Here is a 13,802-nt window from a genome sequence, read left to right on the forward strand (position 1 = left end):
CTTCCAGCACATGTCCGTACTTTCCCCGAGATGAACACCCGTTCTCGACAGAAATAGGAACCTGTTCTAGTCTCAGAGGCAAATGAGTACCGGTTATCAATCCGACCAGGCAGGAGCAGGTCCCGAGATGACGCAAGAAGTGACCGAACGGGTCGAAGCGCTATTGCCGACGCTGCGCGAGCGCGCGCAGGAGGCCGAGGACCTGCGGCGCATCCCAGACGAGTCGATGAAGGCACTGCAGGAGACCGGGTTCTTCCGGCTGCTGCAGCCCAAGCAGTGGGGCGGCTACGCGGCCGATCCGGTGACCTTCTACGACACGGTCCGCAAGATCGCGAGCGCGTGTGGTTCCACCGGCTGGGTGGCAGGCATTGTCGGCGTGCACAATTGGCACCTCGCGCTGTACTCGCAGCAGGCACAGGAAGACGTGTGGGGCGAAGACAACGAGGTCCGCATCTCGTCGTCCTACGCTCCGATGGGCGCAGGCACGGTCGTCGAGGGCGGCTACATCGTCAAGGGCGCGTGGGCCTGGTCCTCGGGCTCCGACCACGCCACCTGGGCGGTGCTCGGCGGCCCGGTGATCAAGGACGGCAAGCCGGTCGACTTCGGCAGCTTCCTGATCCCGCGCACCGACTACCGCATCGATGACGTGTGGAATGTGGTCGGCCTGCGCGGCACCGGCTCCAATACCGTTGTGGTCGAAGAGGTTTTCGTGCCGTCGCACCGGTTCCTCAGCTTCCGCAAGATGAGCGAGCTCGCCTCGCCCGGCCTGGAGCAGAACACCGACCCGGTGTACAAGATGCCGTGGGGCACTATCCATCCCACGACCATCGCGACCCCGATCGTCGGCATGGCCTACGGCGCCTACGAGGCGCATGTCGAGCACCAGGGCAAGCGCATCCGCGCCGCCTACGCGGGCGAGAAGGCCAAGGACGACCCGTTCGCCAAGGTGCGTATCGCCGAGGCGTCCAGCGATATCGATGCCGCGTGGCGGCAGCTGTCGGGCAATGTCGCCGACGAATACGCACTATTGGTGGCGGGCAAGGAGATTCCGTTCGACCTGCGGGTGCGGGCACGGCGCGATCAGGTCCGCGCCACCGGCCGGGCGATCGCCTCCATCGACAAGCTGTTCGAGAGCTCCGGCGCCACCGCACTCGCGAACGGCACTCCGCTGCAGCGCTTCTGGCGTGACGCACACGCGGGCCGGGTGCACGCGGCCAATGATCCCGAGCGCGCCTATGTCATGTACGGCACCCACGAGTTCGGGCTGCCGGTCACCGACGGCATGGTCTAGGAGACTTTGTGACCTCGACAGTAGAGCTCACCTACGAATCGACCTCGCGGTACGCGCAGGTGCGGCCCGATCTGCGCCTGCACTACCACGAAGCCGGGGTCGGGAACGGCCCGACGATCGTGCTGCTGCACGGCGGCGGGCCCGGCGCTTCCTCCTGGTCGAATTTCGCGCGCAACATCCCGGTGCTGGCGCGGAATTTTCATGTGCTCGCCGTGGATCAGCCGGGGTTCGGGCAGTCGGACAAGCCGGTCGACCATCCGCAGTACTTCGTGCACAGCTCGACGGCGCTGAAGGATCTGCTCGACCACCTGCAGATCGCCGGCCGGGTGCATCTGCTCGGCAATTCGCTCGGCGGCGGCGCCGCGGTGCGGTTCGCGCTGGACTACCCGGATCGCGCGGGCAAGCTGGTACTGATGGGCCCTGGCGGGTTGAGCGTCAACCTGTTCGCGCCGGACCCGACCGAAGGCGTGAAAAACCTCGCGAAGTTCAATTACGAGCCGACCAGGGAGAACCTGGAAGCGTTCCTGCGGATCATGGTCTTCGATCAGTCACTGATCACCGAAGAACTGATCGACGAGCGCTTCGCCTCGGCCAGCACGCCGGAGTCGCTGGCGGCGACAAGGGCGATGGGAAAGTCGTTCTCCGGAGCCGACTTCGAGAAGGGCATGATCTGGCGGGAGGCGTACAAGCTGCGCCAGCCGGTACTGCTCATCTGGGGCCGAGAGGATCGCGTGAATCCACTCGACGGCGCTTTGGTTGCGACAAAGATGATTCCGCGGGTTCAGCTGCACGTGTTCGGTGGTTGCGGGCACTGGGCCCAGCTGGAGAAGTTCGACGAATTCAACCGGCTGGCAAGCGACTTCCTCGCCGGCGTCAAGGAGAAGTGATGGGCATTCGATCACTGGCGTATTTGCGCATCGAGGCCACCGACATGGCGGCTTGGCGCGAGTACGGACTCAAGGTACTCGGCATGGTCGAGGGCAAGGGCGGCGATCCGAACGCGCTGTACCTGCGCATGGACGACTTCCCCGCACGGCTTGTCATCGTTCCCGGCGACAAGGACCAGCTACAGGTCTCCGGCTGGGAGACGGCCAATGCCGGTGAGCTGCAGGATATTCGGGATCGACTGGACGCGGCCGGGGTGGCCTTCAAGGAGGGCACCGCGGCGGAGCGGGCCGACCGCAGGGTCGATGAACTGATCCGTTTCGAGGACCCCTCGGGCAACACGCTCGAGGCTTTCCACGGTGCTGCGCTGGAGCATCGGCGCGTGGTCAGCCCCTACGGGCACAAGTTCGTCACCGGCGAACAGGGACTCGGCCATGTGGTGCTGAGCACGAAGGACGACCAGGCCTCGCTGACGTTCTACCGGGACGTACTCGGCTACCGGCTGCGCGACTCGATGCGGCTGCCACCGCAGATGGTCGGGCGGCCCGCCGACGGCGAACCGGCCTGGCTGCGTTTCTTCGGCTGCAATCCGCGCCACCACTCGCTGGCCTTCCTGCCCATGCCGACCCCGAGCGGCATCGTGCACCTGATGCTCGAGGTGGAGGGCTCCGACAGCGTCGGGCTGTGCCTCGACCGCGCGCTGCGCAAGAAGGTGAAGATGTCCGCGACGCTCGGCAGGCACGTCAACGACAAGATGCTGTCGTTCTATATGAAGACTCCTGGCGGATTCGATGTCGAATTCGGTTGCGAGGGTCTCGAAGTCGACGATCATTCATGGATCGCCCGGGAATCCACCGCGGTGAGCCTGTGGGGCCACGACTTCACGGTCGGACAGCGACAGCAATAACTTTCGAGCGACCCGCAAGCGATCGCTAGCGGTGATGAACAGGGCGAACAACACAATGACAACCGACGAATACCCCGCGGTCGACGGACGCCAGTTCCGCAACGTACTCGGCCAGTTCGCCACCGGCATCACGGTGATAACCACCTTCGACGGCGAAAGCGCGCCGATGGGGTTCGCCTGCCAGTCGTTCGCCGCCCTCTCCCTCGAACCACCTCTCGTCCTGTTCTGCCCCACCAAGACCTCCAGGTCCTGGGCGGCGATCGAACAGTCCGGACGCTTCTGCGTGAACGTCCTCGCCGAGGAACAGCAGCAGCTGTGTGCCCGCTTCGGTTCCCGCGAACCCGACAAGTTCGCCGAAACACGCTGGCACACCTCAGAACTGGAGCTTCCGCTCCTGGACGACGCCCTGGCCACCATCCAGTGCGTGGTGGACAGCGTCGTCGACGGCGGCGATCACTTCATTGTGATCGGCCGAGTGCTGGCCCTGTCGGAGTCGACCACCTCCGGCAGGCCGCTGTTGTTCTACCGAGGCCAATACAGTGCCATCGAACCGGACAAAACCGTCCCGGCCCCCTGGCGTCACGACCTCGAGCACTTCCTCACCACAACAACACTGGATACCTGGCTGTAGCAAGGTGTGTCAGTCGTTCAGCTGTGGCCGTTGTTCGATGTGGCAGGGTAACGCGGGTGGCAGGTGGTTCAGCGGAGGAATTCGAGGGACAGCGGGGGCGGCTGTTCGGGGTGGCGTATCGGATGCTCGGATCGGCGGAAGAGGCCGAGGATGTGGTTCAAGACGCCTTCGTCCGCTGGGGCGGAGTCGATCGGGCAGCGATAGTTTCGCCGTCCGCGTGGTTGGCGAAAGTCGTCACCAATCTCTGCCTGAACCGGCTCACCGCGGCGCGCGCACTGCGGGAGGAATACATCGGTCCGTGGCTTCCGGAGCCGGTGCTGACGGCGGAGGGTGCGCTCGGCCCGCTGGAGTCCGCCGAGCAGCGCGACTCCGTGTCGTTCGCCCTGCTGGTCTTGTTGGAACGGCTCACCCCGGCCGAGCGCGCGGTATTCGTGCTGCGGGAGGCGTTTGCCTACAGCTACCGCGAGATCGCGGAGATCATGGAACTGTCGGAGGCGAACTCCCGACAGTTGTCCAGGCGCGCCCGAGAGCGAGTGGATGACGGCCACTCCCGCTTCCAGCCGGATCGTCGACAGAGCAACGAACTCGTCGAACGGTTCTTCGCCGCGGCGCGGGAGGGTGATCTGCGAGGCCTCGAGGAGATGCTCACCGCCGACGTGATCTCGGTGGCGGACGGCGGCGGCAAAATCAGCTCGGCACGCCGTCCGGTGGTGGGTGCCGAGCGGGTCGCCCGATATCTCGCAGGTGGATTCGGTAGATTTGCCACCGCGATGGAGATTGGGTTTGCCGAGGTCAACGGCCAGCCCGCACTCGTCGGCGTGGATGGCGGGGTGCTGCGCGGAGTCGCCGTCGCAGACGTCCTCGACGGACGGATCGCAGCGCTGCGGATAGTGACCAACCCAGAAAAACTCGGGTTCCTTGCTCGACAGGTGGATGCACTGTCACATTCCGAGTGAGTCGCCGGTTCCTCTAGATGACAGCACTTCATCGGAGGGACCGTGAACAAATCAATCTTGGTGACCGGCGGCACCGGCGCGCTCGGCCGGGTGGTAGTCGACCAGCTGATCGATACCGGGCAGGTGACGCGTGTGATGAGCCGGCGCGCACGGCGGTCCGAGGACGGCGCGCCCTATGAGTGGGCAACCGCGGACCTGGAATCCGGCCATGGCATCGACGCGGCGTTGACCGGAGTCGACGTGGTGGCGCACTGCGCGACCGCGATGAACGGCAGGAAAGACGTCGCGGGCGTCCGGACGCTGGTGGCAGCCGCGCGACGAACCGGTTCACCGCACCTGGTGTACATCTCGATCGTCGGTGTGGACAAGGTGCCGCTCGGTTACTACCGCGGGAAATTGGCGGCCGAGCGGATTGTCGAGGAGTCAGGGCTGCCCTACACGATCCTGCGCGCTACGCAGTTCCATGACTTGCTGCGGGTGATGTTCGCCGGGACGGCCAAGCTGCCGGTGATGCTCGTGCCGGACCTGCGGTTCCAGCCCATCGACACCGGCGACGTGGCCAACCGGGTGGTGGAACTCGCGACCGCCGCGCCGATCGGCCGCGCGCCGGATATCGCGGGCCCACAGGTGCGCGAAGCCCGCGACCTTGCCCGCGCGTATCTACAGGCCATCGGACGGCGGCGTTCGATCGTACCGATCCGGCTGCCGGGCAAGACTTTCCGCGCTTTTCGAGAGGGTGGAAACCTCGCGCCCGAGCACCCGATCGGCAAGATCACGTTCGAGGAGTACCTTGCCGTGCACGCGAATGCGGCGAGCGTTTCCTATCGAGGAAAGCGATGATGACGACCCAGGCGCACGGCGGTTTGCGGGCCGGAATGATTGTCCTCACGGCAATCCAACTCGTCCTCGGGTCCTGGATCATGCTGTCCCCTCGGTCGTTCTACTCGATCCCGTGGGTATCGATGCACCTGCCGTACAACCAACATCTGCTGCTCGACTACGGCGCGCAGAATCTGGCCATGGCGGTGGTGCTCGGCGCAGGCGCGGCGACCATGACGCGTGGGCTCGTATACGCGGGACTCTGCTCGTTCCTGGTGTTCTCTGCGTTGCATGTGGTCATCCACGCCACGATGCTGGCGCATCTCTCGACAGCCGAGGCAACCGCAATGATGGCCGTACTGTCGATGGGCGTGGTGTTGCCGCTCCCATTCCTGGTAGTGGCCGGTCGTCTACCGCACAGCCCGAGAGGAAGCAGCGAGCCGCGACCGGTTCGGTGACCGGTCGCGGTTCATTCGGAGGTCAGGCGGAGGCGGCGCGGAGAGCGAGCCAGCCGTTCGTGGGGTCGGCGTAGCCGTGGTAGAGCAACGGGATTCGCTGGTCTATTTCGAAGTGGCGGTAGATGGCCAGCATTGCGGTGCGGACGGCATAGTCCTGGAAGTCGTCGACGCGGCGCGGGCCGATCGGCAGCTCCGGGAGCGATGCCAGGCGAACCATGTCGGCGGGGTCGGTGGTGTCGAGGCCGATCGGCGCGGGGTCGGTGATCAAGTGATCGTGGAGGATGGCGCGGGTGCGCGCATAGTCGGGCAGCAGCGCGGAGAAATCCCGGAACTCCGCACGCACCGAACTGTTCGGCTCGACCTGCGTCTGCACCAAGTCCATCAACTCGGCATCGAGATGCGGTGCTTCGACATCCGTGCCGAGTGGGGCCTGCTCCAACAGGTGGAGGATGCACCCACCGCGTACCAATGGTTCCGGAACAAGAAATAACGCCAACACCGGATCGTGGTACTCCCGGCAGGTCAGACAAACCTTCGTGTGAATCGGATCAGCCATGGAGCCCTCCTCGAGAGAGGCGTCGGCCGCTACACCCGACCCGCAAAGCGACCTCGATTGTGTATCCATCGAACGCCGACCGCCGAAGACCACTCCGATCCCAACACCCGACCAGGCTTGCATTGGCCAGTATAGGAGCCCGCTACCGAAGAGGAAACGCCCTCGAGGGAGTCGAATCAGGCGGTGGGGGGAGAAGTTGCGAGCCCGGCGCTCGCTAGTTCGGACCGAGCGATGGGGCGTGTCGTCGCGCGGTCGGTTTCATCTGATCCCTGAGTGACCAACCGGTAGAATGCAGGCATGTCCAGACTGGATCGCATCACTTCGGACCCCGCCGTGTGCCACGGCAAACCGGTGGTGCGTGGTCTCCGTTATCCGGTAGAGATGCTCCTCGAGCTGCTGGCAGCCGGCATGAGCATCGAGGAAATACTCGATGACTATGCCGATCTGGAAACCGACGACATCCTTGCGGCGCTCGAGTACGCCGCGATCGTGACTGCCCAGCGGACAACGATCCCGTTCAACGCGGCGTGAAGTTTCTCATCGACGCACAGCTGCCCGCCAAGCTGGCAGCATTCCTGAAAACTACAGGTCATGACGTCGTGCACACGTCCGAGCTGCAGCGAGGAAATCGGACGACCGACACGATCATCGCCACACTGGCCGATCGAGAAGGTCGCATAGTTGTCACCAAGGACCGCGACTTCTGGATCGGCCACCTCCTCGATGGATCGCCTCGATCATTGCTGCTCGTATCCACGGGAAACATTGCCAATGCCGCCCTGCTTCAGCTCTTCATCGACCACCTGGACGACGTTGTGACGCTATTGAGTCAGAGTGCGGTCATCGAACTGGGTCGCGATCGGCTCGTCGCACACACCGATCGCGACCCATCAGGCGAGAACTGAGCGAACCAGCATCAGGCGGAGACAACCGCCTGTTCGCGCTGGAGTTCGAGGGCGATATCGATCAGCTGGTCTTCCTGGCCGCCGACGAGCTTGCGCTTGCCTGCGCGGACGAGCATCTCGGCGGCGGAGACGCCGTAGCGTTCGGCTTGGCGTTCGGCGTGCTTGAGGAAGCTGGAGTAGACGCCCGCGTAGCCCATCATGAGGGCCTGCCGGTCCAGGAGGCATTCCTGGGGCATGACGGGGCGGACGACGTCTTCGGCGGCGTCTGCGATGGCGAAGAAGTCGATGCCGGTCTTGACGCCGAGTTTGTCGCAGACGCCGACGAACGCCTCGACGGGGGTGTTGCCCGCGCCCGCGCCGAAACGTCGTGCGCTGCCGTCGATTTGCTTGGCGCCAGCGCGGACCGCGTACACCGAGTTCGCGACCGCGAGGTCCAGGTTTTCGTGGCCGTGGAAGCCGACCTGGGCGTCGTCGCCCAGCTCCGCGACCAGGGCGGCGACTCGGTCGGAAACCTGTTCCAGGACAAGGGCTCCGGCGGAATCCACCACGTACACGCACTGGCAGCCCGCGTCGGCCATGATGCGGGCCTGCTTGGCAAGCGCCTCCGGCGGCTGGGTGTGCGACATCATCAGGAAGCCGACGGTTTCCAGGCCGAGTTCGCGTGCCAGGCCGAAGTGCTGGATGGAGACGTCGGCCTCGGTGCAGTGGGTCGCGATGCGGCAGATCGAGGCACCGTTGTCCTGGGAGACCTTGATGTCTTCTTTGACGCCGACGCCCGGCAGCATCAGCACGGCGATCTTGGCCTGCTTCGCCGTCTCCGCGGCGATCTTGACCAGTTCCTGCTCAGGGGTTTTCGAGAATCCGTAGTTGAACGACGAGCCACCGAGGCCGTCGCCATGGGTCACCTCGATGACCGGGACCCCGGCACCGTCGAGCGCCGCGACGATATTGCGGACATCGTCGCCGGTGAACTGGTGGCGCTTGTGGTGCGAACCGTCACGCAGCGAGGTGTCGGTGACGCGGATGTCGAGTTCTGCGGAATATGTCATGGTTGAAAGCTCCTTACACCCGGGCCGAGACGATCTGCTTGGCCATGACCTCGCCCACCTGCGTGGCGGCGGCGGTCATGATGTCGAGGTTGCCCGCGTACGGCGGCAGGAAGTCACCCGCACCCTCGACCTCTACGAACACCGAAACCTTCGCCATACCACCGGAAATCACCGACGGCGGATCGAACTGCGGCTCGTTGAGCAGCCGGTAACCGGGCACGTACTGCTGAATATCGGCGACCATCCGGTGGATCGACTCGGCGATCGCGTCGGTGTCGGCATCCTCCGGAATCGCGCAGAAGATAGTGTCGCGCATAATCATCGGCGGCTCGGCCGGGTTCAGGATGATGATCGCCTTGCCGCGCCGCGCGCCGCCGATCGTCTCGACGCCGCGGCTGGTGGTCTTGGTGAACTCGTCGATATTGGCGCGGGTGCCCGGTCCCGCGGACACCGACGACACCGAGGCCACGATCTCGGCATAGGCCACCTCGACCACCCGCGACACCGCCGCGACGATCGGGATGGTGGCCTGGCCACCGCAGGTGATCATGTTGACGTTCAACGCATCCAGGTTCGCGCCGAGGTTCACCGGCGGCACCACCGCGGGCCCGACGGCGGCAGGCGTGAGATCGACCGCCCGGATACCGGCCTCCGCGTACTTCGGCGCCGCGGCGCGATGCACGTACGCCGAGGTCGCCTCGAAAACGAGGTCGGGGAGCTCGGACTGGCCGAGCAGCCAGTCGACGCCTTCGGCCGAGGTCTCCAGGCCGAGCCCGCGAGCCCGCTTCAAACCCTCGCTCTCCGGATCGATCCCGATCATCCACCGCGGCTCCACCGTGGTGGAGCGAAGCAGTTTGTACAGCAGATCGGTGCTGATATTGCCGGATCCGACGATCGCGGCGGTGACGGTCCCCGTTTCGGACACGGCTGGCCTCCTACGTGAATTGCAGACGAACGGAACCGAGTCCAGCGAACTCGGCGTGGAAAGAGTCGCCCGGATGGGCATCGATGGCGCGGGTGCACGAGCCGGGCAGCACGATGTCGCCTGCCTTCAATCGCACTCCGAAACTGGCCACCTTGCGAGCCAGCCAGGCCACCGCTATTACTGGATCACCCAGCACCGCGTCGCTGCGGCCCTCGGCGACCACCTCGCCGTTGCGGGTGAGCACCGCGTCGATGGCCTTGATATTCAGGTCTTTCGGCGCAACCCGCGCGGCGCCGAGCACGAAGCCCGCCGAGGAGGCATTGTCGGAGATGGTGTCGGTGAGCCCGATCTTCCAGTCCTTGATGCGCGAATCGATCAACTCGATGGAGGGGGCGTAGGCGACCGTCGCGGCAAGCACATCGGCCTCGGTGCAATCCGCCCCTGGCAGGTCGGCGCCGAGCACGAAGCCGACCTCCACCTCGACCCGTGGGAAAAGATAACGCGACGCCTCGACCGGAACGTCCTCGTAGACCTCCATGTCCGCGAGTAGGTGGCCATAGTCGGGTTCGTCGACGCCCATCATCTGCTGCATCGCCAACGACGACAGCCCGACCTTATGCCCGACCACGCGGGCGCCGCTGTCGAGCTTGCGCCGAATATTGATCAGCTGGATCTCGTAGGCGTCGACGACATCGATGTCGGGATGCCGGGCGACCAGTGGGTCGATGGCCACTCGATCGCGCTCGGCGAGGTCGAGTTCATCGGCCAGTTCGGTTCGTACCGCATCGGACAGCACGCTAATTTCCTTCCGCTGTTGTCGAATCGAGCGCTGTGGTCGTATCGGAGACAGCTGCCCTGGAGAGAACTTCGGCCGGTGCGCCTGCCGCGGACCGGCCGGCACGACGCCCCGAGAAGACGCAGTCGGCCAGCGACAGTCCGCTGACATAGGAATCCGAGCAGATCCCGACCGCCGTCCGGCCCGCCGCGAACAGGCCGGGAATGTCATCTCCAGCAGTCGTTTTCACCGCTCCGGTGGTTTCGTCGACGACAACGCCACCGAGGGTGAGCATCGGGCATGGGTTGACGAGGCTCGGCTTTATGCCGACATCCAACAACCAAAATGGTCCCGCGCCTACCGATTTGGTGAATTCTGCCGGTTTGCCGACCGGGTCGGGCGTGCCGTTCTCGATAGCGGCATTGTGCGCGGCCACGGTCGCGCGCAGCCCGGCCGCGTCGATCCCGGCCTTCGCGGCGACCGCGTCGAGGGTTTCGCCCCGCACCGCGGTCCGCCGCATCGCCTCGAACTGCCCCCGCTGGAACCAGGCCGACTGCTTCGTAATCTGGGCGATGGCGGTGCGCATCAGGGCGTCGTCGGCCAGCAGCCAGCCCTTGCCCGCATGCTCGGTGATCAGCGCGTGGCCGACCGCCGCACCATAACGGGTTTCGTCGATCACCCGGCGGCCATCCGCGTCCACCAGCACGGCACCGGTAAATGCGCTGGGCGGCAAGATGAATCGCCATGCCGAGACATTGCCCATCCGGTCGGTGGCCGCGCCGACCTGCTGCGCCATCCGGATGCCGCTGCCGTCGTCACCGGTGGTGCCGAGCGGAAGCCCGCCGCGATACTGCGGCCCGTACTCCTGCAGCATGGTGCGATTGGCGATGAAGCCGCCGGCGCTGAGCACCACGCCACGACGTGCCTGGATCCGAATCGTCTTGCTGTAGCGGCGATCCAGCTCGGCCAGCCGCCGGTCCAGCGCCTTGCGCAACGGCGGATAGTAAATGCCCGGCTTGGCCGCGATTTTCGCCATTCGGGTGTAGCGGTCTCTGACCCGGCCGGGGGCATCGCGCAGGGTGCGGCACTCGACGCCGATCACGGAGCCGTTGCCGTCGACGATCAATCGGGTTACCTGCGTGAGGGTTTCCACCCGCACACCGCGCTGGGACGCGGAGGCGGCCAGCGGCCCGGTCAGCTTCTTACCGGAGGTGCCCTTGCCCTTGACCCGGTGCCCGCGCTGCGCGGGCGTCGCGACCTCGCGGCCGTAACCGGAGACTTCGCTGCCGGAGTAGTAGAGGTAGTAGCTGTCGTTCGGATACGAGGTCTTATACGGACACAGCGACGCCTCGAACGGCACGCCGTGGCCCTTCAGCCACTCGATCATCGCGGGGCTCTCGTCCACGAAGCGGCGCAGCGTCTCGGGTGTGACGGCGGTGCCGACCTCACGCTCGAGATAGGCGAGCATCTGCTCCGGCGTATCGCTGACACCCGCCTCTTGCTGCACCGATGTGCCGCCGCCCGCGTAGATGATGCCGCCCGACAGCGCCGAGGCGCCGCCGCCCGCAAACCGCTCCAGCACCAGCACCTGCGCACCCGCGTCCGTCGCTTCCAGCGCGGCCGCCGCACCCGCTGCGCCGTATCCGACGACGACCACATCGGCGGCAAGGTCCCATTCGCCGCTTGCGACTGCTTGCAGGTCGCTCGACACGATACTGCCCATGTACATCACTCCGGTCAGAAACTGAAACAAGTTTTCTCGACGAATGGAACGCCGAGCGCGTCTTCTGCCACACAACATAGACCAACGGCGCCCCCATTCTATAACGTGTTCTACATGACTGATCGGGTTAACGAACCACACAGCTACGACGTGGTGGTGGTCGGCAGCGGCGCCGCCGGGATGACCGCCGCCCTCGCCGCCGCGCACAACGGGCTGAGCGCGGTGATCATTGAGAAGGCCGCGCACTACGGCGGATCGACGGCCCGCTCCGGTGGTGGCGTGTGGATCCCGGGCAACAAAGCGCTGCTGGCGTCCGGGCGACCCGACGACCGCGAGGACGCGCGCACCTACCTGCACAGCATCATCGGCGACGTGGTGCCGAAGGAGCGGATCGATACCTACATCGACCGCGGCGCGGAAGCCTTCGACTTCCTGCTCGATCACTCCCCGCTGCGGATGAACTGGGTGCCCGGCTACTCCGACTACTACCCGGAGGCTCCTGGTGGCCGGGGCGAGGGTCGCTCGTGCGAGCCCAAGCCGTTCAACGCCATGATCCTCGGCGAGGAGCGGTTCAAGCTGGAGCCGCCGTACGCGAAGGCGCCGCTGAACGTCGCGGTCACGCAGGCCGACTTCGTCCGCCTGAACCTGATCCGCCGCCATCCGAAGGGCATCATGCGGGCCCTGCGGGTCGGCGCGCGCACCTACTGGGCCAAGTTCACCCGCAAGCATCTGATGGTGATGGGTCAGGCCATCATCGCCGCGCTGCGTAAGGGGCTCATGGACGCGAATGTGCCGCTGCTGCTGAACACTCCGATGACCAAGCTTCTGGTGGACAACGGCGTGGTCACCGGGGTCGAGGCGGTCCAGGACGGCGAGCCCGTGACCTTTACCGCGCGCTATGGCGTTGTCCTCGGCAGTGGCGGTTTCGAGCACAACGCCGAGATGCGCACCAAGTACCAGCGTCAGCCCATCACCACCGAGTGGACCACCGGTGCGGCCGCCAACACCGGCGACGGCATCATCGCGGGCATGGAGGCGGGCGGCGCCGTCGGCTTCATGGAGGACGCCTGGTGGGGGCCGACCGTCTTCAAGGGCGGTAGACCGTGGTTCGCACTGGCCGAGCGCAATCTGCCCGGCACCATCATGGTCAACGCCGACGGCAAGCGATTCGGTAATGAGTCCGCTCCTTACGTCGAGGCTGTGCACACCATGTACGGCGGCGAATACGGGCAGGGTGACGGTCCCGGCGAGAACATCCCCTCGTGGCTGGTGTTCGACCAGCGCTACCGGAACCGGTACATCTTCGCCGGATTGCAGCCTGGTCTGCGGTTTCCGTCCCGCTGGATGGAAAACGGCAACATCGTCAAGGCCGACACCCTCGAGGAGTTGGCGGCCGAGATCGGCGTGCCCGCGGACAACCTCGCCGCGTCCGTCGCCCGGTTCAATACCTTCGCCGAGATCGGCAAGGACGAGGACTTCGGCCGCGGCGACAGCCATTACGACCGGTACTACGGCGATCCGACCGTGAAGCCCAACCCCTGCCTGGCCGGGCTGGTGCAAGGCCCGTACTACGCGGCCAAGATCGTGCCCGGCGACCTCGGCACCAAGGGCGGCCTGGTCACCGATACCGCGGGCCGCGTGCTGCGGGAAGACGAGAGCGTCATCGAGGGCCTGTACGCCTCCGGCAACTCCAGCGCCCCGGTGATGGGCCACACCTACGCGGGCCCCGGCGCCACTATCGGCCCCGCGATCACCTTCGGATACCTGGCGGTGCTGGATATCGTCGAGCGGAAGAAGCTGTCGACCAAGTCCGCCGCCGAGGCGTAAGCGATCGACGCGGTGCCCGTCCCATGGAGCGGACGCCCCCTTGCTCGGTCCGACGTGGACGCCGCAGGATCGATCCGAGGCCACCGTCACCGCGA

Annotated in this window: 15 protein-coding genes; 10 read left to right on the top strand and 5 right to left on the bottom strand. The window is 65.7% G+C overall.

The annotated features are described in order from the left end of the window. The first annotated feature begins 127 nt into the window (after window positions 1–127). From hsaA to ACFQZZ_RS09875, 7 genes are read left to right on the top strand one after another with little or no spacing between them, the layout of a single operon-like run. Window positions 128–1,291 carry a 3-hydroxy-9,10-secoandrosta-1,3,5(10)-triene-9,17-dione monooxygenase oxygenase subunit gene (gene hsaA / locus ACFQZZ_RS09845; protein WP_378677147.1) on the top strand — a complete coding sequence of 388 codons (1,164 nt, stop codon included), beginning with the start codon at window positions 128–130 and terminating at the stop codon, window positions 1,289–1,291. 8 nt (window positions 1,292–1,299) lie between these two features. After that, entirely contained in the window at window positions 1,300–2,178 is an 879-nt protein-coding gene (gene hsaD, locus ACFQZZ_RS09850; RefSeq protein ID WP_378677149.1) for a 4,5:9,10-diseco-3-hydroxy-5,9,17-trioxoandrosta-1(10),2-diene-4-oate hydrolase, read from the top strand. Beyond that, window positions 2,178–3,083 carry an iron-dependent extradiol dioxygenase HsaC gene (gene hsaC, locus ACFQZZ_RS09855; protein ID WP_378677152.1) on the top strand — a complete coding sequence of 302 codons (906 nt, stop codon included), beginning with the start codon at window positions 2,178–2,180 and terminating at the stop codon, window positions 3,081–3,083. Before hsaD ends, hsaC begins: the two co-directional genes overlap by 1 nt. 55 nt (window positions 3,084–3,138) lie before the next feature. Next, complete coding sequence (gene hsaB, locus ACFQZZ_RS09860) at window positions 3,139–3,714, top strand: 3-hydroxy-9,10-secoandrosta-1,3,5(10)-triene-9,17-dione monooxygenase reductase subunit (protein ID WP_378677155.1); 576 nt, start codon at window positions 3,139–3,141, stop codon at window positions 3,712–3,714. Window positions 3,715–3,770: 56 nt separating this feature from the next. Further along, complete coding sequence (locus tag ACFQZZ_RS09865; RefSeq protein WP_378677158.1) at window positions 3,771–4,670, top strand: RNA polymerase sigma-70 factor; 900 nt, start codon at window positions 3,771–3,773, stop codon at window positions 4,668–4,670. Between the two features lie 42 nt (window positions 4,671–4,712). Further along, a complete protein-coding gene (locus tag ACFQZZ_RS09870; RefSeq protein WP_378677161.1) occupies window positions 4,713–5,510 on the top strand; it encodes an SDR family oxidoreductase in 798 nt (265 codons plus the stop codon). Continuing rightward, the gene (locus ACFQZZ_RS09875; RefSeq protein WP_378677163.1) at window positions 5,507–5,947 is read left to right on the top strand and encodes a hypothetical protein; all 441 of its coding nucleotides are present in this window, start codon (window positions 5,507–5,509) and stop codon (window positions 5,945–5,947) included. The genes ACFQZZ_RS09870 and ACFQZZ_RS09875 overlap by 4 nt, the downstream gene beginning before the upstream one ends. A 22-nt stretch (window positions 5,948–5,969) precedes the next feature. On the opposite strand, the gene ACFQZZ_RS09880 is transcribed toward ACFQZZ_RS09875, so the two are convergent. Then, window positions 5,970–6,503 (bottom strand): hypothetical protein, encoded by a 534-nt coding sequence (locus tag ACFQZZ_RS09880; protein WP_378677165.1) that lies wholly within the window; start codon window positions 6,501–6,503, stop codon window positions 5,970–5,972. Window positions 6,504–6,800: 297 nt separating this feature from the next. Between ACFQZZ_RS09880 and ACFQZZ_RS09885 the strand changes: the two genes are divergently transcribed. Together ACFQZZ_RS09885 and ACFQZZ_RS09890 are read left to right on the top strand one after the other, a co-directional pair. Then, window positions 6,801–7,034 carry a DUF433 domain-containing protein gene (locus ACFQZZ_RS09885; protein WP_378677167.1) on the top strand — a complete coding sequence of 78 codons (234 nt, stop codon included), beginning with the start codon at window positions 6,801–6,803 and terminating at the stop codon, window positions 7,032–7,034. Next, on the top strand, window positions 7,031–7,408 hold the full coding sequence (locus ACFQZZ_RS09890; protein WP_378677170.1) for a DUF5615 family PIN-like protein: 378 nt from the start codon (window positions 7,031–7,033) through the stop codon (window positions 7,406–7,408). The genes ACFQZZ_RS09885 and ACFQZZ_RS09890 overlap by 4 nt, the downstream gene beginning before the upstream one ends. Window positions 7,409–7,419: 11 nt before the next feature. Here the strand turns inward: ACFQZZ_RS09890 and dmpG are convergent, their stop codons facing one another. From dmpG to ACFQZZ_RS09910, 4 genes are read right to left on the bottom strand one after another with little or no spacing between them, the layout of a single operon-like run. Further along, entirely contained in the window at window positions 7,420–8,457 is a 1,038-nt protein-coding gene (gene dmpG, locus ACFQZZ_RS09895; protein ID WP_378677172.1) for a 4-hydroxy-2-oxovalerate aldolase, read from the bottom strand. A gap of 13 nt (window positions 8,458–8,470) precedes the next feature. Next, entirely contained in the window at window positions 8,471–9,382 is a 912-nt protein-coding gene (locus ACFQZZ_RS09900) for an acetaldehyde dehydrogenase (acetylating) (RefSeq protein WP_378677175.1), read from the bottom strand. A gap of 10 nt (window positions 9,383–9,392) precedes the next feature. Next, complete coding sequence (locus tag ACFQZZ_RS09905; protein ID WP_378677178.1) at window positions 9,393–10,178, bottom strand: 2-keto-4-pentenoate hydratase; 786 nt, start codon at window positions 10,176–10,178, stop codon at window positions 9,393–9,395. Between the two features lies 1 nt (window position 10,179). Next, the gene (locus ACFQZZ_RS09910; protein ID WP_378677180.1) at window positions 10,180–11,880 is read right to left on the bottom strand and encodes an FAD-binding protein; all 1,701 of its coding nucleotides are present in this window, start codon (window positions 11,878–11,880) and stop codon (window positions 10,180–10,182) included. 105 nt (window positions 11,881–11,985) lie between these two features. On the opposite strand from ACFQZZ_RS09910, the gene kstD reads away from it, so the two are divergent. Then, window positions 11,986–13,707, top strand: a complete 1,722-nt coding sequence (gene kstD, locus ACFQZZ_RS09915; protein WP_378677183.1) for a 3-oxosteroid 1-dehydrogenase — start codon at window positions 11,986–11,988, stop codon at window positions 13,705–13,707. Window positions 13,708–13,802: the final 95 nt, after the last annotated feature.

Source organism: Nocardia sp. GCM10030253 (genome assembly GCF_042675075.1).
GTDB lineage: Bacteria > Actinomycetota > Actinomycetes > Mycobacteriales > Mycobacteriaceae > Nocardia.

Excerpts from the sequence above, each read along its gene's own strand:
- ACFQZZ_RS09910 (WP_378677180.1), bottom strand. The coding sequence starts at position 11,880 with ATGGGCAGTATCGTGTCGAGCGACCTGCAAGCAGTCGCAAGCGGCGAA.
- hsaB (WP_378677155.1), top strand. The coding sequence starts at position 3,139 with ATGACAACCGACGAATACCCCGCGGTCGACGGACGCCAGTTCCGCAAC.
- ACFQZZ_RS09880 (WP_378677165.1), bottom strand. The coding sequence starts at position 6,503 with ATGGCTGATCCGATTCACACGAAGGTTTGTCTGACCTGCCGGGAGTAC.
- ACFQZZ_RS09875 (WP_378677163.1), top strand. The coding sequence starts at position 5,507 with ATGATGACGACCCAGGCGCACGGCGGTTTGCGGGCCGGAATGATTGTC.
- hsaA (WP_378677147.1), top strand. The coding sequence starts at position 128 with ATGACGCAAGAAGTGACCGAACGGGTCGAAGCGCTATTGCCGACGCTG.
- ACFQZZ_RS09885 (WP_378677167.1), top strand. The coding sequence starts at position 6,801 with ATGTCCAGACTGGATCGCATCACTTCGGACCCCGCCGTGTGCCACGGC.
- dmpG (WP_378677172.1), bottom strand. The coding sequence starts at position 8,457 with ATGACATATTCCGCAGAACTCGACATCCGCGTCACCGACACCTCGCTG.
- hsaC (WP_378677152.1), top strand. The coding sequence starts at position 2,178 with ATGGGCATTCGATCACTGGCGTATTTGCGCATCGAGGCCACCGACATG.